Annotated in this window: 15 protein-coding genes, 12 tRNA genes, 1 rRNA gene and 1 pseudogene; 2 read left to right on the top strand and 27 right to left on the bottom strand. The window is 43.1% G+C overall.

Annotation, left to right across the window (positions count from 1 at the left end):
* The 5 genes from D8793_RS11495 to D8793_RS11475 form a co-directional block, all read right to left on the bottom strand.
* A partial coding sequence (locus D8793_RS11495) for a mucin-binding protein (protein WP_185761197.1) occupies positions 1–5124 on the bottom strand: 5124 nt, incomplete at its 3' end.
* A gap of 391 nt (positions 5125–5515) precedes the next feature.
* Complete coding sequence (gene trmB / locus D8793_RS11490; RefSeq protein ID WP_125372360.1) at positions 5516–6154, bottom strand: tRNA (guanosine(46)-N7)-methyltransferase TrmB; 639 nt, start codon at positions 6152–6154, stop codon at positions 5516–5518.
* On the bottom strand, positions 6151–6945 hold the full coding sequence (ccrZ, locus tag D8793_RS11485; protein WP_005591081.1) for a cell cycle regulator CcrZ: 795 nt from the start codon (positions 6943–6945) through the stop codon (positions 6151–6153). The genes trmB and ccrZ overlap by 4 nt, the downstream gene beginning before the upstream one ends.
* Positions 6946–6995: 50 nt before the next feature.
* On the bottom strand, positions 6996–8042 hold the full coding sequence (locus tag D8793_RS11480) for an ABC transporter permease (RefSeq protein ID WP_125372359.1): 1047 nt from the start codon (positions 8040–8042) through the stop codon (positions 6996–6998).
* Positions 8039–8770 (bottom strand): ABC transporter ATP-binding protein, encoded by a 732-nt coding sequence (locus D8793_RS11475; protein ID WP_125372357.1) that lies wholly within the window; start codon positions 8768–8770, stop codon positions 8039–8041. The genes D8793_RS11480 and D8793_RS11475 overlap by 4 nt, the downstream gene beginning before the upstream one ends.
* Positions 8771–8837: 67 nt before the next feature.
* On the opposite strand from D8793_RS11475, the gene D8793_RS11470 reads away from it, so the two are divergent.
* Positions 8838–9248, top strand: a complete 411-nt coding sequence (locus D8793_RS11470; protein ID WP_125372354.1) for an HIT family protein — start codon at positions 8838–8840, stop codon at positions 9246–9248.
* Between the two features lie 9 nt (positions 9249–9257).
* A complete protein-coding gene (locus D8793_RS11465) occupies positions 9258–9533 on the top strand; it encodes a hypothetical protein (RefSeq protein ID WP_125372351.1) in 276 nt (91 codons plus the stop codon).
* Positions 9534–9570: 37 nt separating this feature from the next.
* On the opposite strand, the pseudogene D8793_RS11460 reads toward D8793_RS11465, so the two are convergent.
* From D8793_RS11460 to rrf, 22 genes and pseudogenes are all read right to left on the bottom strand, one after another.
* A pseudogene (locus tag D8793_RS11460) lies at positions 9571–9939 on the bottom strand (transposase); the annotation flags it as partial.
* 492 nt (positions 9940–10431) lie between these two features.
* Positions 10432–10746, bottom strand: a complete 315-nt coding sequence (trxA, locus tag D8793_RS11455) for a thioredoxin (RefSeq protein ID WP_005591113.1) — start codon at positions 10744–10746, stop codon at positions 10432–10434.
* A gap of 93 nt (positions 10747–10839) precedes the next feature.
* Entirely contained in the window at positions 10840–13173 is a 2334-nt protein-coding gene (locus D8793_RS11450) for an endonuclease MutS2 (RefSeq protein WP_125372362.1), read from the bottom strand.
* Between the two features lie 69 nt (positions 13174–13242).
* On the bottom strand, positions 13243–13794 hold the full coding sequence (locus tag D8793_RS11445; RefSeq protein ID WP_125372349.1) for a CvpA family protein: 552 nt from the start codon (positions 13792–13794) through the stop codon (positions 13243–13245).
* The gene (locus tag D8793_RS11440; RefSeq protein ID WP_125372347.1) at positions 13794–14096 is read right to left on the bottom strand and encodes a cell division protein ZapA; all 303 of its coding nucleotides are present in this window, start codon (positions 14094–14096) and stop codon (positions 13794–13796) included. Before D8793_RS11440 ends, D8793_RS11445 begins: the two co-directional genes overlap by 1 nt.
* A 75-nt stretch (positions 14097–14171) precedes the next feature.
* Positions 14172–14582, bottom strand: coding sequence for a GNAT family N-acetyltransferase (locus D8793_RS11435; protein ID WP_125372345.1), 411 nt, complete (start codon positions 14580–14582; stop codon positions 14172–14174).
* 212 nt (positions 14583–14794) lie between these two features.
* Entirely contained in the window at positions 14795–15580 is a 786-nt protein-coding gene (locus D8793_RS11430) for an ABC transporter permease (RefSeq protein ID WP_125372343.1), read from the bottom strand.
* A 1-nt stretch (position 15581) separates the two neighbouring features.
* A complete protein-coding gene (locus tag D8793_RS11425; RefSeq protein ID WP_125372341.1) occupies positions 15582–16400 on the bottom strand; it encodes an ABC transporter permease in 819 nt (272 codons plus the stop codon).
* A gap of 1 nt (position 16401) precedes the next feature.
* The gene (locus tag D8793_RS11420; RefSeq protein ID WP_125372339.1) at positions 16402–17394 is read right to left on the bottom strand and encodes an ABC transporter ATP-binding protein; all 993 of its coding nucleotides are present in this window, start codon (positions 17392–17394) and stop codon (positions 16402–16404) included.
* A 192-nt stretch (positions 17395–17586) separates the two neighbouring features.
* A tRNA-Leu gene (locus D8793_RS11415) sits at positions 17587–17670 on the bottom strand.
* Between the two features lie 7 nt (positions 17671–17677).
* Positions 17678–17749: transfer RNA gene (locus tag D8793_RS11410), tRNA-Gln, on the bottom strand.
* 16 nt (positions 17750–17765) lie between these two features.
* A tRNA-His gene (locus tag D8793_RS11405) sits at positions 17766–17838 on the bottom strand.
* Positions 17839–17850: 12 nt separating this feature from the next.
* Positions 17851–17921 (bottom strand) — tRNA-Trp (locus tag D8793_RS11400).
* 6 nt (positions 17922–17927) lie between these two features.
* A tRNA-Tyr gene (locus D8793_RS11395) sits at positions 17928–18008 on the bottom strand.
* A 17-nt stretch (positions 18009–18025) separates the two neighbouring features.
* Positions 18026–18098 (bottom strand) — tRNA-Phe (locus tag D8793_RS11390).
* Positions 18099–18101: 3 nt separating this feature from the next.
* Positions 18102–18175: transfer RNA gene (locus D8793_RS11385), tRNA-Met, on the bottom strand.
* A 13-nt stretch (positions 18176–18188) separates the two neighbouring features.
* A tRNA-Ser gene (locus tag D8793_RS11380) sits at positions 18189–18278 on the bottom strand.
* Between the two features lie 8 nt (positions 18279–18286).
* A tRNA-Glu gene (locus tag D8793_RS11375) sits at positions 18287–18358 on the bottom strand.
* 15 nt (positions 18359–18373) lie between these two features.
* Positions 18374–18447: transfer RNA gene (locus D8793_RS11370), tRNA-Ile, on the bottom strand.
* A 35-nt stretch (positions 18448–18482) separates the two neighbouring features.
* A tRNA-Gly gene (locus tag D8793_RS11365) sits at positions 18483–18553 on the bottom strand.
* 7 nt (positions 18554–18560) lie between these two features.
* Positions 18561–18633: transfer RNA gene (locus D8793_RS11360), tRNA-Val, on the bottom strand.
* A gap of 29 nt (positions 18634–18662) precedes the next feature.
* Positions 18663–18778 (bottom strand): 5S ribosomal RNA (gene rrf, locus D8793_RS11355).
* Positions 18779–18809 lie beyond the last annotated feature (31 nt).

Below are 18809 nucleotides of genomic sequence, written 5' to 3'. Positions count from 1 at the left end.
TTGTACAACTTCTTCGCTATCCTTATCATCAGGAGTCACTGTCTTGGCTGCTACATTGGCCTTATCTGCCACGAATCCAGTTACGACTGGTGTAGCTTCTTGGGCCAATTCTTTCGTAGCTGGTGTCCATGCAGTGAAGGTCTTCTTGTCAGTTACACGGTCGCGCTCACCTGTACGTGTGAAGGCTGCTTCTTGAGTAACAGGAGCTTTCAGAGCTGGACGACCCGCTGTTTGACCATCTGCGTATTGATACTTGATGGTACGTGTAACCTTCTTGTTGAGTTCTGCTGGATCCTTAATTGCTTCTTTACCATGACGAAGAGTAACCACAAATTGTTGGTCCTTCTTATCATCGTTATCGAAGGTCTTAGGTCCCTTGAACTCATCGTTCACCACTTCGTAACCCTTGTCTGTCAATTCTTTCAGACGGGTTGCGTAGTTAGTAGTTCCGATTGGCTCACCTGACTTACCGCTTTCAACGACCTTACCAACTTCCTTATTGTTATCATCTTGGTCTACGAAGGTGATAATCGCTTTTTGACCATCTTTAACGTAGTTGATTGGTGTATCCTGAGTTGGATCACTTGGAATTGGTGGTGGGTTGTAACCCTTGCTTGGATCGCTCGGATCTTTCGGTGTCAATGGTGTTGTGCCATCTGGGCCTACTGGTGTAGTTCCTGGTACATTTGGTACCACTGGAAGATCAGTGCCTGGTTTTGTTGGATCCGTTGGATCGTTTGGATATGGAAGGTTTGGTACTTTTGGAAGTCCGTCTGGTACATTTGGTACGTATGAACCGAGCTTCTTGTATTGTACAACTTCTTCGCTGTTAGCGTCGCCAGCTTTCACTGTCTTCGCTGCTACATTGGCCTTATCTGCCACGAATCCAGTTACGACTGGTGTAGCTTCTTGGGCCAATTCTTTCGTAGCTGGTGTCCATGCTGTGAAGGTCTTTTCACCAGTTACAGCATTTATTTTACCAGTACGTGTGAAGGTTGCTTCTTGAGTGACAGGAGCTTTCAGAGCTGGACGACCCGCTGTTTGACCATCTGCGTATTGATACTTGATGGTACGTGTAACCTTGCTGTTCAAATCAGCTGGATTCGTATTGTCATCCAAGCGAGGTGTCACAACAACTGTCCAAGTTTGGTCTTTTGTCTTATCGTTATCGAACTTCTGACCATTTGGTTGCGTGAAACCATCACTTACAAGAGTGTAACCAGCTTGTTTCAATTGTTCGATACGAGATGCTGTTGAGTAAGCTACTGGCTCACCTGACTTACCAGCCACAGAATCTGTGTAAAGAGTCTTAGCTTCAACACCATTCTTACCATCTGTTACGTACTTGATAGAACCACGTTGCTCATCCAAGTTATACTTGACAACTTCTACTGGATTTTCAGAAGTAGGGTCAACAGTCACACCTGGAACTTTTGGTTTGTCCGGACTGTAGCCTGTGATCGCTGGAGATGTCACTTCTGGAAGATTAGCATTTGGTTTATCCCAAGCACCAGGAGTTTTCTCACCTGTCACCTTGTTAACAGAAACTGGACGAGTAAACGTTACTGGTTGAGTAACTGTTGGAGGAAGCGCTGGGCGACCTTCTGTTACACCATCACCATATTGGTATTGAATAGTCCGAGTAACATTTTTCGTTTCTTGTGTTGTTTCAACAACTGGAGTAACGACAACTTTCCAAACTTGGTCTTTTGTCTTATCGTTATCAAACTTCTGACCACTTGGTTGAGTGAAGCCATCACTTACAAGTTTGTAACCTGCTTGTTGAAGTTGAGCGATACGGCTAGCAGTTGAATAAACAACATCTTCACCTGATTTACCTGTAACACCGTCTGTGTAAAGAGTCTTAGCTGGAACACCGTTTTGTCCATCTGTTACATACTCAATGATACCACGTTGATCATCTTGGCTGTAGCTTACTACTTCATCTTCGTTAGGAGATGTAGGAGTAACAGTTGAGGCTGGAACACTTGGTTTGTCTGGAGTGAAACCAGTAACTGCTGGAGAATCAACTTTTGGAAGTTCTTCACTTGGCTTGTTCCATTGACCAGGAGTTTCAACACCTGTCACCTTGTTCACAGAAACTGGGCGAGTAAATGTTGTTGTTTGAGTAACTGGACGAGGAAGTGCTGGACGACCTGCGGTCACTCCATCCTTGTATTGGTAACGAACGTTACGAGTAACATCTTTTGTTTCTTGTTTTGTCTCAATACGTGGAGTAAGAACAACTTCCCATGTTTGATCTACATTGTTATTACTGTCAAATCTTTGACCGCCAGCTTTAGTAAAGCCGTCGCTAACAAGATCATAACCCAACTGTTTAAATTCGTTAATTTTAGCAGTTGTTGTATAGTTTACAGGTGTATCTGATTTACCAGTTACGTTGTCTGTGTGAAGAGTCTTAGCTGGAACACCATTTTTACCATCTGTACGGTAAACGATGCTTCCCTTTTGATCTGCAGCTGAATAAGTTACAATCTCACGCCAGCTTGGGTCTCTTGGTGAAACAGTAGCTGAATTTACACGTGCTTTATTTGGTGTGAATCCGGACACTTCTGGGCTGTCAACCGCATCTACAGTACGAGTATTTGGAGTCCAATTACCGTATGTTTTCTGACCAGTTACTGGATCTTCTGATACTTGACGAGTAAATTGAACTGTTTGTTCAACCGGTTGCGGAAGTGCTGGACGATTTCTAGTCACACCATCTTCATATTCGTAAGCGATTGTACGAGTAACGTCTTTTGTTTCTGTTGTTACTTTTGGATTATTCTTACGGTATGAAACAATTTCACGCCAGCTTGGATCTGTTGGTGAAACAGTAGCTGAATTTACACGAGTTTTATTTGGTGTAAAGCCTTGAATCGCTGGTGTATCAACCGCATCTACAGTTCGAGTGCTTGGAGTCCAGTTGCCGTATGTCTTCTTACCAGTTCTTGCATCTTCTGACACTTGTCGTGTGAATCGTACATTTTGTTGTACTTCACGTGGAAGGGCTGGACGACCTGAAGTCACACCATCTTCATATTCGTAAACAATTGTACGAGTAACATCTTTTGTTTCTGTTGTTACTTTTGGAGCATTCTTGTCGTAGTAAACCGTTACATCACTTGGAGTAGAATTTGGATTTACTGTAACTCCTGGAACAGTTGCTGTATCTGGAGTATATCCTGGGACATCTAGAGAATCTACAGGTGCAAAATTCTTAGATGCAGGACTCCATGGACCTGGTCTACCACCTGTCACAGTCCGAGTGAACTCAGCTGTTTGAGTGTAAGCTGGCGGAAGTGTCGGTCCTGTCACACCTGGTTTATATTTATAATAAATAGTACGAGAGACTGTCTTCTTTTCTGTCTTCGTATCAGTTGCACCTCTACGATAAACGTAGGTTACTGTACCGTTGGTACCCCAGTCAGCCAGAGTTCCTGAAGGTGGCAAGCTGCCTCTCTTCATTCCAATGAAACCATAGCCAGGAATCGTCTTCTGTTCAGTGGTATAAGGCTTAGCCTTGAAGGCACCTTGTGGATAAGTTACTGAGCCTTCAGCGATTTCTCGACCTTGCTCATCTTCATAACGTACGTCAACAGAGGCACTTTGATAGAAGTCGAAGCGTTTGATTTGGAACTGTTGCAAGTTCTTGTAGTTACCAGTCGTCGCCGTAACCACCATGGACATCAGTTGTTCTGGAGTAGAAACTTTCTTCTTCCATTGCTTAATCCCAAGATTACTTTCGTAAGAGACAGTTAATTCCTTGGTTACACCGTCATACTGGATAGCAAATCTGTGGAAACGACCATCCAAGTCACTTGAGTCTAGACGTTGAGCACTACCAGCATCTGTCTCAGCCCACCAACGGTCATATTCGCCAGCAAACCAGCCTTGACCTCTAACCTTTTTATGAGTTGTACTTACCCAAGCACCAAATTGTCCCAAGCGAGGGTCTTCTGCCCAACCATATTGGAATGAGTCCGTGTTGTTAGTATCAAAACGGTTTCCTTTTGGCGGTGTGTGGACGTTCCAGAAAGTATCCAGCTTGAAACCATTCGCGTTACGCAAACCACCGATACCAAGGTTACCACCATCGGCACCTAGGTCTGTTGTATTCCCTGTATGGAAGGCAAAACCAATACCATCGGCACCATAGCGTTCCTGAGTCTTATCACCAAGGTTAACTCCACCAGTCAGCTTGAAGCTTTGGTTCATATTGATCTTACTCTTCAGGCTGAAGTTACCTGTCTTAGAGGTTTCATCTGGAGTAAGGGTCACGATACCATCGTATGAATTATAGGTAGCTGAACCATTCAATCTGAAGTAGTCAAGGAAGTTTTCTTTTGTTACAGTTGTCTTCCCTGTTTGTGGGTCAAACGAACGGAAACCACTTTCTCCTGATTTACGGAAATCAGCGTAACCTTTATTTACTTCGCTTTGAGCAGCTGCTAATGTTGAATTAGCTTCGCTTTTGGCTACTGCATTTGCTGCTTGGCTAGCTGTTGCCAAACTAGCTGCTTGGCTAGCTGCCTTTTCAACTGATACCTTAGCAGGTTCTACAGCGGCAGTTGACTCTGTAGCTGCTTCAGATGAAACTGCAGTTGACTCTGCAGTAGCTGAAGTAGCTGGGCTAACTCGAGCCTCAGACTGAGTTGCAGCAGTTGATTGGCTAGTCGCTACTGAAGCTTTAGATACTTGTGAAGTAGCCTCTTTTAAAGCTGCTTCACTTTTTGAAGCAACTTCTGATTTAACAGTTTTTTCTTCCACTTTGCTTGATAGGTCTTCAGCAGAGGTAGAAGATGCTGTAGATGCTGCACTTGAAACTGCGTTGCTTTCAGCGACAGTTGCTACGGTAGAATTCTTTTCTATGGCCGACTCGGAGTCAGAATCATTCGCTCCCGAATCTTCTCCTGAATCTGGCACAGAGGTTGTTTTCTCCGTAGAGGTGCTTGAAGAATCCGTCTTAGCTAACGTATCGGCTGAAACGACATTCCCCCCAAAGAACATGAAAGCTGCGACTGCTACAGAAGCTACGCCCACATTAAACTTACGGACTGAGTATCGAAGTCGTTTCTCAGCGCTCGCACGGTTTAATCTGCGTCTCGCATTTTTATCCATGAACATCTCTCCTTTTTTAAATATAGTTCAACCACCTATTACTCAACACCTTAACGCCTGAGCAGCAAAGTATTTTATAACATATGATTGGTGGTTTTAATGTCAAAGTTTAGACATTAAACCATACTAATAATTATACCGCTTTTTTCCTATTATATCAAGGATTTCGCTGTCTAATTTTTTTCTGTAACAAAAGTGTAATATCATATTATAGGGATAGCAAAAAGGCTTTAACCACGCCGTTTCAAGAGAATGAAAATAACAAAAAATGATCTTGATAATTTGATGATCAAAACAAAATAAAAGAGCCCCTGCAGGGCTCTATCCAACAAAAGTCAGTCATAAAATCCGACACTTAAGATAGAAAACCTGTTTAGGACTCTCTTTATTTTTATTGAAATTCTGCTTCGACTCGGTAAATAACCTGACCCTTGCTAGAGAATTTTTGTTCATATTCAGTTAGGACATTGCCTTCAAAGTCACTGGCATGAAGATCTAGCCAAACACCTTTGAGAACCATGCCATACTGCGAAAAGCTGACCAAACTGTACTCAAACAAGCCACGATTGTCCGTCTTGAAGTGGATTTCACCTTTTTCTGGCAAAATTTGCTTGAAGGTATCCAAGAAAGACTTATAGGTCAACCGGCGCTTTTCATGCCGTTTCTTAGGCCATGGATCAGAAAAATTCAAGTAAAGTCGGTCAATTTCTCCGTCTGCAAAATAGTTGGTCAATTCCGAACCATCCACCCAGAGCAGCTTAATATTGGGTACATCAGCTTCCAAAACCTTATCCAAGGCGTAACTAAGGACAGACTTCTGAATGTCAATCCCGATGTAATTGATGTTTGGATTAGCCTTAGCCATCCCTGTGATGAAAGCTCCTTTACCACTCCCAACTTCAACATGAATCGGATGGTCGTTTCCAAAAATTTCTCGCCACTTTCCCTTGGCATCAACTGGATTTAGAACCACATAGTGGGGGTTAGCCTCTAATAACTCTGTTGCTCCCTTACGATTTCTTACTCTCATCTTACCTTTCCATACTTAGAACGGAAGTTGCGTAGAGCGTAAATCTCCCGGTTCACATTTTCTAAATCATTGTTTTCGTAATATTTAGCAATCTGCATCAGATAAGAGTATTGACCAAACCAATACAGTTTTTTGATAACCTTGTCATTGTACTTATAACCGTAGTAGGTCAACCACTCCTGCCAATTGGTATCTGGGATATAATGACTCAATATATGAGCAACATCCAACATTCTGTCCGTCAGCCGAACCGAATCCCAATCCACCAAATAAATCAAGCCACTATCCGTCTGAAACCAGTTGCTATGGCGCACATCACCGTGGACAATCGTTGCATAGTCTTCGCGAAAAGCAGGTACCGTTTGCCGCAAATCTCGAATAATTGATTGCAGGTACTGATTGTTCCTTAAAACGACCGGCGCTTGATTAAGCCAGCTATTGATTAGATCGATTGGCGTTTCCAAAATATAACCCAATTTGGCCAACTGAGTCATCAGAGGCTTCGACCGATGCAAACGCGTTAAAATATTGATCACTTGCTTTTTAGACATATCATTAGGCGTTAAAATGGCACCTGAAAGCCATTCTTGTCCGCTCATGACATTGCCGTCTGGCAAGCGTCGACTCCACAGAAGTTGCGGAGCAATTTGTTCTCTGGCTAAGCCTGCCAGAATCGGGGTCGTATTCATCTTGACGAAAACTCGCCCCCCGTCTGGATAAGTTCCCATATAGGCCTTTCCGCTCTTACCAGCTATTGGTGTCAGGGCTAGCTCGTTATCAACCAAGACCATGATTCCCCTCCTTAAAAAGTTTCCTCACTATTTTACTAATTTTCATTCTTTTAGTCAACCAATCTTTTTAGTTTATATGGCAAATAGACTAGATACAAAAAGATTGTCACTCCAAGCATTGCTAACACTGCCATCTTATCTTGGAAAAAGAGCACTGCCACTAGCATTTCAAAAAGCAAAACACCATGTCCAATCCCTGTGATAACCTGTCTTGCGCCCTTGATTTTAGACTTGCTATCCAGCGGGAAAAGCTGGGTTAGATACTGATAATCAAGAGCTTCATACAGAGCCAACAACTGAAAGAGCAAAAGATAGTTGAAAAGGATGACAAAACCTGCAGCAATCCAAGACTGACTGACGAAGACAAGCGTCAAGAGGGCTAAAAGTAGAAGACGCAAGGTCAGAGGGAATAGATCGCCATTGCGAAGATAGGAGCGTAAAAACATATTTTGCCAAGTTTTGGCATGAGTCTTAGGTAAAAGCCTCGTCAGCCCGTCCAAATTAGCTCTTCTTTTGACACTATTAGAAATGCCTTTCACATTTGTAAAGAGGGCGAAGAAACGAAGAACTTTCTGCTTACGACCTTCCTCAGCTGCGATTGCATATTGCCAATTGAGACGATCAGACAAGAAAAAGCGACGCCCTTTGAATTGAAAAACTAGCCATTTCAAAAGTAACATGAAGAGACAGTACAGCCCAAAAACCCAGAATGGCAAACCTAGAGCCAAAAACAGGGGTGCTAGCAAGATCAGCAACAAGGTTTGCAGCAGGCCAAAGAGAATATACGAACGCTGGATTTGTCCCTTGACAAACTCAATGACTGCCCGCTCCTGCACTAGCAAAAAGAGCATATCCGGCTTTTCCAAGTAGGTTGCGATATTCCCAAAAGGAAGAATGAGCACAGAGAATAAAACTAATCCGGCTACGATCGGCCAAGACTGACTAGGGAGATTCCGCAGCAATTGATTGTACTGAACTGCTAGAAAACCTAGAAAAATCAATAGAAACAAGACAAAGTGATCATTGAGAACATAGCGCAGATACTTCAGACACCGCTGACGGAAATCTTGCTTGCGTTTAGCAAATACTTCTTTCATAGCGCAGCCTCTTCCGTCAAGGCAAGATAGATGTCATTGAGACTAGCTTCCGGCATCTGAAATTGCTGCCGCAACTCAGCTAGTTTGCCCTTAGCGCGCACCTGCCCTTTATGTAAAATCACAAAGCTATCACACATCTTCTCAGCAGAATCCAGAACATGGGTGCTCATAAGGATAGACTTACCTTTTTTCTTTTCCTCATCCAAAAGCTGGATAAGGTCTGCAATAGCTACAGGATCCAGCCCCAAAAAAGGCTCATCCACGATAAAAAGACTAGGATCCACCACGAAAGCACAGATAATCATGACTTTCTGCTTCATCCCCTTAGAGAAATGCACTGGAAACCAGTCCAACTTATCCTTGAGTCGGAAAATAGTTAAGAGGCGCTCCACGCGCTCAAAAGCGACTTCCTGCTCGATATCGTAAGCCATGGCAACCGTTTCAATATGCTCACGCAGGGTCAGCTCCTCATAAAGACTCGGTGTCTCTGGGATAAAGCCAATCTTCTTACGGTAAGCGCTAGGATTTTCTCCCAGCTGCAAACCATCAATCCGAATTTCTCCCTTGTAAGGTGTCAATAAACCGATAATTTCATTGATGGTAGTGGATTTACCAGCACCATTGAGACCAATCAAACCAACTAGCTGGCCATTGCCCACTTCAAAGCTGACATCCTTTAAAACCGGGATATTTACATAGCCGCCCGTAAGCTCTTTGATTTCTAACATATTTTCTCCAAATCTGGTATAATAGTTCTTATATTATAACAAAATCTAGCGAATAGAGGTATCATTTATGGCTGATTGTATTTTTTGTAAGATTATCACAGGGGAAATCCCATCTTCTAAAGTTTATGAAGATGACCAGGTAGTCGCCTTTCTAGACATTTCTCAGGTCACTCCAGGCCATACTTTGGTCGTTCCCAAGCAGCATTTCAGAAATCTTTTGGAAATGGATGCAGACAGTGCTAGTCAGCTCTTCGCTCGTGTCCCAGACATCGCCCGCAAGGTCATGAAAGCAACAGGCGCCAAGGGCATGAACATCCTTAATAACAACGAAGAAATTGCCGGTCAGACCGTCTTCCATACCCATGTCCACCTAGCTCCTCGCTATGAAGAGACAGACGGTCTACAAATCAGCTTTGAAGCCCACGAACCAGATTTTCCAGCCTTAGCTCAATTGGCTGAAAAGATTGCTCGAGCCTAGGGAGGAACTATGAAATTTTCAAATCTTATGCTTTTCACAGGCGCAGCCTGGGTCAGCTACCATTTGGTCAAAAGTCGGAAGACAATCAGCCAAGAAGTCGTCGAAACATCCGATATCTTGGATAAAATTCAAGATAATTTAGCTAACATCCAGCACAATCTCGCCATTATCCAAGAACAGCGAGACAATATCAAGGAAATGGCTCAGGACTTGACTTACAAATACAAGATTTTTGAGAAACAAGCCCAAGCTCAAATCTCGCAAATACAGGATATCTGGCAATAGAAAACTTTCTCATAACAACAAAAGGTTAGACAATAATTTAAGTAAAGGACTTAGTTCTGCATTGCACAGGGCTGAGTCCTTTCAATTTGACTTTAACTCGTTTGTTATTGTGATAATCAATGTAGTTCACAATAGCTTGTTTCAATTGATTAAGTGACTGAAACGTCTTCTCATAACCATAAAACATTTCCGACTTCAAAATGCCAAAAAAGACTCCATCATGCCATTATCTGGACTATTCCCCTTATGTGATATGGATGATTGAATCCCTTTATCCTCTAAAATGATGATAAGAAGCGTGTTGATGTTATCAGACTTGGTCTCTGTAAAGAATGGTATTCCCCCAGTATTTCTCCGTAAATGCTTCCTCCAACATAGTTTTTACTTGTTCCAAGTTCGGTGAGCGAGTAATTTCGACAATCTTTAGAAGAATATCAAAAGAAAACTCAATTAGCAATTCTTGGATAATTCCGTTTTTCTTCTTTCTCTTTTCCTCCTTTAAGCGAAATTTTATAAACTTTTTTAGAACAGCATCCTCCATTCTTAGGCAGTCATTTTCTGCTTTAATACCTTTTGGTTGTGTCTCACCTCTTCTCAGATTTTCTTTGGTTTACGACCCATTATAACTGGGCCACAGGTATCTTCAACCAAGTCATATATAGAGCCAAATCAATCCTTGATTCTACTTGTCAAAGGAAGTAATCTTTTGGGGCAATTCGTCTATTGTATAAAAACTATATTAGAGACGATTATAGTCTTATTTTTCTTTGTGAAACATGGAAAACACCTCGCAACTCTTCTTACATCTTTTATGCAACTTTACACAAAGAAAAGCTCTTAGAAACTGGTGTTCTAAGAACTTTGTTTTCAATCTAAATCGAAGCCTAGGGCTTCTTTCTTAACTTAATTCTGCCAAAATCGCCTTCAGTTGCTCCTTCGTATGAACACCAGCTACTTGCTTAACGACTTGACCGTCTTTCTTGAACAAAAGGGTCGGAATGGACATAATGCCGAATTCACGGGCAGTATTTGGATTCTCATCCACATCCATTTTAAGGATTTTCAGTTCATCTTCATGAACTTCCTCTGCCAACTGCTCCAAGATAGGCGCCTGCATGCGGCATGGGCCACACCAAGTTGCCCAAAAATCAATCAGAACCAGTCCGTCTTTTGTCTCTTCAGCGAATGTTGCATCTGTAACTGCTGCTACCATAAATCTTCTCCTTTGAATAGCTTACTTTTGATAATATTGTACACCAAACCCAGAGGAAAAGAAAATATTTGCTACGGAGTACTCGATGCTTTCCTACTTAAAGATTACAATTGTCGCACCACTGCCGCCGGCATTTTGCGGAGCATAGCCGAAGGACTTAACGTGCTTGTTGCGGCGGAGGTATTTTGTCACCCCTTCACGGATGACCCCGGTCCCGATACCGTGGATAATATCCACCTGAGCCATGTTATTGAGAAGGGCCTGATCGATAAAGGCATCCAGCTCTTCCATGGCCTCTTCGTAGCGCTTGCCGCGCAGATCCAGTCTGGCTTTCGGTCCAGCAGTATTGGTCCGCTTGACCACATTGACCTGCTTGCGCTTAGGTTGCTGCTCCTTTTCAGCTTTGAGTAAGTTGAATTCCTGCTCTTCTAGAGTCATCTTGATAAGACCGACCTGAGCTTCCCAGCGGCCATCCTTGAGCTGCTTGACCAAGGTTCCCCGCTGACCATAGCTGGTGACTATGATATCATCTCCCACCTTGGGCGCCCGATTTTTCTTGGCCTGCTTGAGCACCTTATTCTTTGATAAATCAATGGTTTCTGGTGCCAACTTTTTAAGTTGAGCCTTGGCTTCAATAATCTCATGTGGTTTGAGACTGGACTTATCATGGAGATTTTTGAGAATGCTCTCGCTTTCCGCTAACGCCATATCCACGATTTCCTGGGCTTCCAAGCGCGCCTTATTGAGCTCGGTTTCCTTTTCTCGGTTAAACTCATTATAAAGTTTTTTGAGGACTCGGTTAAATTTGAGATTTTCTTGCTCTACTTCGCGGATATTATCCAAGCGCTTGCGGCTTTCCAGCGTCTGCTCCTCTAGGCGCTCAATGATTCGATTGACATCACTGTCTGTGTCAGTCTGCTCTTGGGCGTGGCCAACGATAACTTCCGACAAGCCCAAACGCCGAGCAATTTCAAAGGCATTGGAGCGGCCAGGAACTCCTTGCATAAAGCGATAGGTCGGCCGCAAACTATCTGTATCAAATTCCATGCTGGCATTTTCCACCCAATCCGTCTCAATCCCATAGGCTTTGAGCTCAGGATAGTGGGTCGTCGCCATTGTTTTAATCCGCCTTAGCCGCAAATCTTCCAAGATAGCAATAGCCAGAGCTGCACCCTCTTGCGGGTCAGTCCCAGCTCCCAGCTCATCCAGCAGGACCAAACTCTCGCTATCAACCTGCTCTAAAATAGAGACGATATTAGTCATGTGACTAGAGAAAGTAGACAGACTCTGTTCAATCGATTGCTCATCACCAATATCTGCAAATATCTGACTGAAAATCCCGACGCGACTACCCTTGTCTGCCAGAATCGGCAGGCCTGACTGGGCCATGATCTGAGCCAAACCCAAGGTCTTCAGCATGATGGTCTTACCACCTGTATTAGGTCCGGTAATGACAATCTCTGTCAAGTCTGGTCCGAAATGCAGGTCATTAGCCACTGCATTTTCAATCAGAGGATGACGAACACTGAGCAGTTGGATGTCCTGCTCTTCCGACAGGCCTGGCACCACCGCTCCCGTCTCCTGCATGAAGCGGACCTTGGCACGCACCAAATCCAGATGCCCGATAATCCAAGCATTATTGGCAATTTCAGCCGCATGAGGCCGTATCATATCCGACATAGCCTGCAAAATCCGCTGAATTTCATAGCGCTCGTCCGCCCGACTGCTAGCAATCTCTTCATTGAGATTGACCACCGCCCGCGGCTCAATGTAAACCGTACTTCCGCTGGCTGAAATATCGTGAACGACACCCGCAATACGGTTACGGTAGGTATTTTTCACAGGCAGTACATTGCGGCCGTTCCGGCTGGCCACCACTTGGTCTGCCAGCATATCTCCTTTGGTTTTGAGAATTTCTTGCAGAATATCTCGAACCTGAACTTCATTTTCTTGGATTCTCCGGCGAATACGACTCAACTCTTCACTAGCAAAACTTTCAAGAAAGCCCCCATCATTGATAGCTTGCAGGCTTCCCTGAATACTAGGAAACTCTACTAGATTGTTAAAAAGGCGATCCAAACGCTCCAATTGGATATTTTCCAAGTCCTCGTAGAAAGATACCAGCTCATGCGTCACAGCTAAGACCCGCTTGAGAGCTAAAAACTCCTCAATATTCAGGTCGCTATCCAGCTCTAGGCGCTTGGTTAAGCCCCTAATATCCTGAATGGCTCCCAAACTAAAGTGCGGATGTTGCACAAAAATCTGCCGCATATCGGACATTTCCAAAAAAGCAGCAGCAATTGATTCTTTTTTGCTGTTTGGCTGGAGTTGCTTTAACTCCAACTCTCCCAGCTCAGTCAGCAGATAGGGAGAAAAAAGCTCCTTAATTTTATCAAATTCCAAAGTTTCTAAAATTTTATGATTCATCATGTTCATTCTATTTCTATATGATTTAAACTGAAAAAGAAACTCAGCTACAGGGCAACTGAGTCTTAATTATCCGATAATTTTTGTGACCCAAAGGTCATGTAAAATGGATGAAGTTACAGGCGTGTGATTGATAATAAACCGAATCAGAAAACTCGAATTTAAGCGTTCTTGGATAAAGGACATGGGCACAGTAGCTAAAATAGTCAGTCCCATCTCGATGACAAAGAGTGAGATGAAAACCGCAATAGCCCCACTGACCATATTAAAAACTTTGGTATCCCACTTATTCGGATAGGGAATTAAATTTACAAAAATCCCCAAAAAGCGGCTTACTATATAAACAAGGCTGAAAACAAGTAGATAAGCCAGCCCCGCATAAAAAACCTTATCCAAATGGAAAAGTTGAGAACTTGCAAAGAAATAAGTCGAGCTACCTTTAACAGCGCTAGCATAGGGCACCCACAAGCTGATAGACTTAGCCAAGCCCTGATATAGAGCTCCAGCCACCAGCATGGATACAATCGTCATAGCAGCATAATATCCCTGCAGAACAATCCCACGCGAGTAGCCAATATAAAAGCTCCAAGCTAATATTAGTAAAATAATAATTGCAAACACTATCTTTCCCCTGTATTAGCTGACTTTTCTCTTAATTCGCTAAGCATTTTGTGACGAAGACTTTCCAATTCTTTTTCCTTATCATCAAACTCAATCTCGCGACTGAGCTGGGTAGATAAACTATTAATCGCCAACAAAATGGCCAAGACTTCATCATCTGCTGCAGGCATCTGCTCTTTAATGGCCTTATATTTTTCCTTGGCAACCCGCTCCACTTCTTCCATAAAAAGATTATCGTGTTCTGTTGTTAAAGTTAAGGTTTTGTTTCCAAATGTAAACTTATATCTATTCAAATTTGCCATAAAATCACCTCATGATATTATACCAAAAATCGCTACATTTGTCAGGTAGAAATCTGCTATCTATCCTTTGATAAATTATAACTCTTTCGTATAATAATATCGCTCACCTGTATAAGGATATTCTTTTAATCTAAACACTTCCTCATAGCCATGCTTTTTATAAAAATCTGGCGCTTGAAAATGAAAGGTATCCACAAATGAATACTTACACTTCCTGTCACGAGCTTCCTCTTCCGCCCTTTGCAAAATATCCGAGCCAAGCCCTTGCCCTCGTAAATCCTCACTCACATATAAATACTCAATTTCCAGCCAATAGCCAAACGTCTCGGCCACCAGACCTCCCATTAAATTTCCATCCTCATCTTCGACAAAGATATTGAGAGGCTCACTTGTTGAAGCTTCCCTTTTAGAGCGATTATAGGCTCGGATTAAATTTCCAAGTTCTTGGACACGTTCAGATTCTTTATTTTCCAATCTCAATTTCATTAGGCTCTCCTTCTTACCAAATCTTAAATCTATTCTACCATTTTAGCAAGATAAGTAGAATTTATTCATTCCAAAAATAAAAATTTGAAAGATAGAGACCTTAAAATATATTAGAAAAGACAAAGCAACAAACTCTGTCTTTATACTATATCTAATAGTTCTCTTATTCATAGACTTTCTGCATGAATATCGCCCTCTATTTATACTCACTCTTACGAACCCGCACTTTCGTAAGCATCCAAGCCCCTATCCCATAGTTTCAAGGAAATGAAAAAGAAAACAAGGGAAATCAGAATCAAGCCACCGATATTAAAAAGTCCATTCTTTTCCTGCAAGAAATAGCTGGCAGGATAGTATGCCGTAAAGGCGAAAGGCACGATAAAGCTAATCAACCAACGAAGAAGAGAATTGTAAATGGAAATCGGATATTTAGCAAAATCATTGAACATATAGAAAATGTAAATCATGGCGCCTGACTGCTTGGTCCAAAAAGCGATGCTGGCTGTAGCGATTTTCAAGGAAGTATAAATCAAGGTCGCAAAAGGAATGCAGACTAAAAAAATCAGGAATTTTGGAAGAGTCCAAGCAATGCTTGATACTGTTGTCGCTAGTAGAATGCCACCGACCAATAGTTCGCCCAAGGCATCAATCTGAAAGGTCTCGACTAGGATGTGAAAGAGAGGATTGATAGGACGGGTCAGGTATTTGTCAAATTCTCCCTTTCGCACCAAGCGTTGCCCCAGTGCCCATAGATTGTCAAAAAAGAGATGGTCCAATCCCTTGGGAATCAGAGAAAAGCCATAGATAAAGGCAATCTCTTGAAAGGTCCAGCCTTCTAGCGAAGGAATATGTTGAAAGATGACATTGAGAAACAAGAGATTCAAGCCTTGGGTCAGGAAAACACCTAAAACACCAACCACAAAATCGACCTTGTATTCCATGATTTGCTTGATGTATTGTCTGATAAAAATCAGATGCATACGTTGATATTTTTTCATACTAACCTCCTTGAATGGTAATGAAAGACTGGACCCGTTTCCAAATCAACTGAGACAAGCCCACCATCACTATGAGCCAGAAGAACTGTAGCAAGAGTGCTTGAAGAATCTGACTGGCATCGTATTTTCCAACAACAATCATAACTGGAGTATAAATCAAGGATGAAAAAGGCAAGAAGGACAGAATATCTGAAACAATCTTAGGGAAGAAAGCCAAGGGAATCAAACTCCCCGACATAAAGTCAATCAGAGAATTCTTGAGCAGATTAGAGCCCCATAGATTTTTAAAAACAAAGGCTGAAAACCCAAAGCAGATATTAAAGAAAAAATTGATCAGGTAGGCTAGCGTTAAGCTAAAAAGATAAATGACAGTTAGTCCCAGCACTTCTACAATACCTTGCCCAGAAAAGATCTTCATCAGAACAATGACACTTAAAAATGGAAGGCCAACACTGATAAAAATCAACCACTTGGAACCAAGCTCGGTGAAGAGATATGAGGCCGCAAAATGCACTGGTCGCAGCAAGCGCATGATAATGGAGCCATCCTTGACCTCCTCCCCAATCATAAAAGAAGAATCCGACCTAGTCAAAAGATTGGTCACAAAACTCATGATGATGTAGAGGGTGATATCCGCCATACTGAAACCCTGGATCAAAGACTCCTGCGAGGAATCAAAGACTGCCTTCCAGAGATAAAACTCAACAAAGGCCCCCATGACATCGCCAATCCGATAAAGAATAAAGTTGACTCGATAGGTAATCAACTCCTGAACACCTGCATTGATAAAGGGTTTATAACGTCTCCACAATTTGACCATCTTAGAGCTCCTTTCGGTAGAAGCGACGGATAATATCCTCGATATCCGTATCCAACATCTTCAAATCGCGAATTTCAAAATCAGACAGGGTTTGCTTGATAATATCAGCCGTCTGGTAGCAGGAACTATCGTATTGAATATTGAGGCTATTCCCTTGTCTATCAATGATCATATCAGACATGCCTTCAAAGTGAGAAACTAGATGGCTTTGACCTGGTAGCAGTTCAAAGGAGAGAGTCTTCATCTTGCCGAAGGTTTCCTTGAGCTGGCTCACCGTTCCATCAAAAATCTCCTTCCCCTTGTCAATCATAAAAATCCGATCACAGAGTTGCTCAATGTCGCTCAGGTCGTGAGTGGTCAAGAGAATGGTTGTTTCTTCTTCTTGATTGATCTGGGTGATGGCCCGACGAATGTTATCCTTGACCGAAACGTCCAAACCAATAGTCGGCTCATCTAAAAAGAGAACCTTAGGATTGTGGAGCAAGGAAGCCGCAATATCCGCCCGCATTCGTTGACCAAGTGAAAGAGTCCGCACGGGGTCTTTGATAAAGTCCTTCAAATCCAAGACTTCATTCAAAAAGTCCATGCGCTTGTGGAAGAGCGAGTCTGGCACATCGTAAATCTCTTTTAAGACCGTGTAGGTCTCTTGCAGAGCCAAATCCCACCATAGCTGAGTACGTTGTCCGAAAACCACTCCAATATCCTTGACATAATCCTGGCGATTATCCTGCGGAATCTTGCCGTTAATCCGACAAAAACCAGATGTCGGTTTCAAAATTCCTGTCAGCATTTTGATGGTTGTCGACTTCCCAGCACCATTGGCCCCGATAAAGCCTAAAATTTGTCCTTTTGGAACCTCAAAGGTTAAATCCTTGACCGCTTCAAAGATCTGCTTTTCAGGATGAATAAAGGAGCGCAAAGCCCCCTTCAAGCCCGGTTCCTTCACTGTCTTCACAAAATTTTTCTGAAGATGTTCCACTTCTATCATTGCCATATGCTTCTCTCCTTAGAAAGACTTGGATAAGTCATTTACTATTACAAACAAGAATCCTTACTTGTATCTAAACAGCCAGAAAAAAATTGTAGATAAAGCAAAAGAATGATTATAAAATAAATAATCTCAAACAAATCAAAAATAAAAATTTGTAAAAAAAGACAAGATTCGAAAACCTTGTCTTTATTACTATACCGGCGGCCGGGGTCGAACCGGCACGTCCTTGCGGACACTGGATTTTGAGTCCAGCGCGTCTGCCAATTCCGCCACGCCGGCAAAGTAACTGGGGTAGCTGGATTCGAACCAACGAATGAGGGAGTCAAAGTCCCTTGCCTTACCGCTTGGCGATACCCCAATAATCAAAAGAAATAGGCGAGTGATGGGGATCGAACCCACGCATGCCAGAGCCACAATCTGGTGTGTTAACCACTTCACCACACCCGCCATATTCCAAAACACGGGCAGTAGGAATTGAACCCACACTGAAGGTTTTGGAGACCTTAGTTCTACCTTTAAACTATGCCCGTTAAGCATGGAAGGGGAGGGATTCGAACCCCCGAACCCGAAGGAGCGGATTTACAGTCCGCCGCGTTTAGCCTCTTCGCTACCCTTCCGAAATTCTAAAGATATATGGCGCGAGACGGAATCGAACCGCCGACACATGGAGCTTCAATCCATTGCTCTACCAACTGAGCTACCGAGCCAAATTGCGGGAGCAGGATTTGAACCTACGACCTTCGGGTTATGAGCCCGACGAGCTACCTAGCTGCTCCATCCCGCGATAATCTAATCTAAGGAGGATGTGGGATTCGAACCCACGCACGCTTTTACACGCCTGACGGTTTTCAAGACCGTTCCCTTCAGCCGGACTTGGGTAATCCTCCAAAATATATAGTCCGTACGGGATTCGAACCCGTGTTACCGCCGTGAAAAGGCGGTGTCTTAACCCCTTGACCAACGGACCATATTACTATTTAAATGGGCACGAGTGGACTCGAACCACCGACCTCACGCTTATCAGGCGTGCGCTCTAACCACCTGAGCTACGCGCCCAAGTTATAAAAAACTTGGTATGAACTTCCGTTCAAAGCGGGTGACGAGAATCGAACTCGCGACAACAGCTTGGAAGGCTGTAGTTTTACCACTAAACTACACCCGCTTGAATATGGGAGTTAACGGGATCGAACCGCTGACCCTCTGCTTGTAAGGCAGATGCTCTCCCAGCTGAGCTAAACTCCCAAAAAGGAAGTACTCCGACTTCCTATCCTGCTAAGCGACTACCATATCTCACAGGGGGCAACCCCCAACTACTTCCGGCGTTCTAGGGCTTAACTTCTGTGTTCGGCATGGGTACAGGTGTATCTCCTAGGCTATCGTCACTTAACTTGCTGAATTAACTTGCAATATCTTATTAT

Origin of the sequence: Streptococcus cristatus (genome assembly GCF_003943465.1) — a bacterium.
Taxonomy (GTDB): Bacteria; Bacillota; Bacilli; order Lactobacillales; family Streptococcaceae; genus Streptococcus; species Streptococcus cristatus_C.
The sequence above is the reverse complement of the archived record's forward strand: the minus strand, read 5'-3'. Positions and strand labels throughout refer to the sequence as shown.

Bases quoted from the DNA above. Each gene is read 5' to 3' on its own strand.
- trmB (WP_125372360.1), bottom strand. From the start codon at position 6,154: ATGAGAGTAAGAAATCGTAAGGGAGCAACAGAGTTATTAGAGGCTAAC.
- ccrZ (WP_005591081.1), bottom strand. From the start codon at position 6,945: ATGGTCTTGGTTGATAACGAGCTAGCCCTGACACCAATAGCTGGTAAG.
- D8793_RS11480 (WP_125372359.1), bottom strand. From the start codon at position 8,042: ATGAAAGAAGTATTTGCTAAACGCAAGCAAGATTTCCGTCAGCGGTGT.
- D8793_RS11475 (WP_125372357.1), bottom strand. From the start codon at position 8,770: ATGTTAGAAATCAAAGAGCTTACGGGCGGCTATGTAAATATCCCGGTT.
- D8793_RS11470 (WP_125372354.1), top strand. From the start codon at position 8,838: ATGGCTGATTGTATTTTTTGTAAGATTATCACAGGGGAAATCCCATCT.
- D8793_RS11465 (WP_125372351.1), top strand. From the start codon at position 9,258: ATGAAATTTTCAAATCTTATGCTTTTCACAGGCGCAGCCTGGGTCAGC.
- trxA (WP_005591113.1), bottom strand. From the start codon at position 10,746: ATGGTAGCAGCAGTTACAGATGCAACATTCGCTGAAGAGACAAAAGAC.
- D8793_RS11450 (WP_125372362.1), bottom strand. From the start codon at position 13,173: ATGAATCATAAAATTTTAGAAACTTTGGAATTTGATAAAATTAAGGAG.
- D8793_RS11440 (WP_125372347.1), bottom strand. From the start codon at position 14,096: ATGGCAAATTTGAATAGATATAAGTTTACATTTGGAAACAAAACCTTA.
- D8793_RS11435 (WP_125372345.1), bottom strand. From the start codon at position 14,582: ATGAAATTGAGATTGGAAAATAAAGAATCTGAACGTGTCCAAGAACTT.
- D8793_RS11430 (WP_125372343.1), bottom strand. From the start codon at position 15,580: ATGAAAAAATATCAACGTATGCATCTGATTTTTATCAGACAATACATC.
- D8793_RS11425 (WP_125372341.1), bottom strand. From the start codon at position 16,400: ATGGTCAAATTGTGGAGACGTTATAAACCCTTTATCAATGCAGGTGTT.
- D8793_RS11420 (WP_125372339.1), bottom strand. From the start codon at position 17,394: ATGGCAATGATAGAAGTGGAACATCTTCAGAAAAATTTTGTGAAGACA.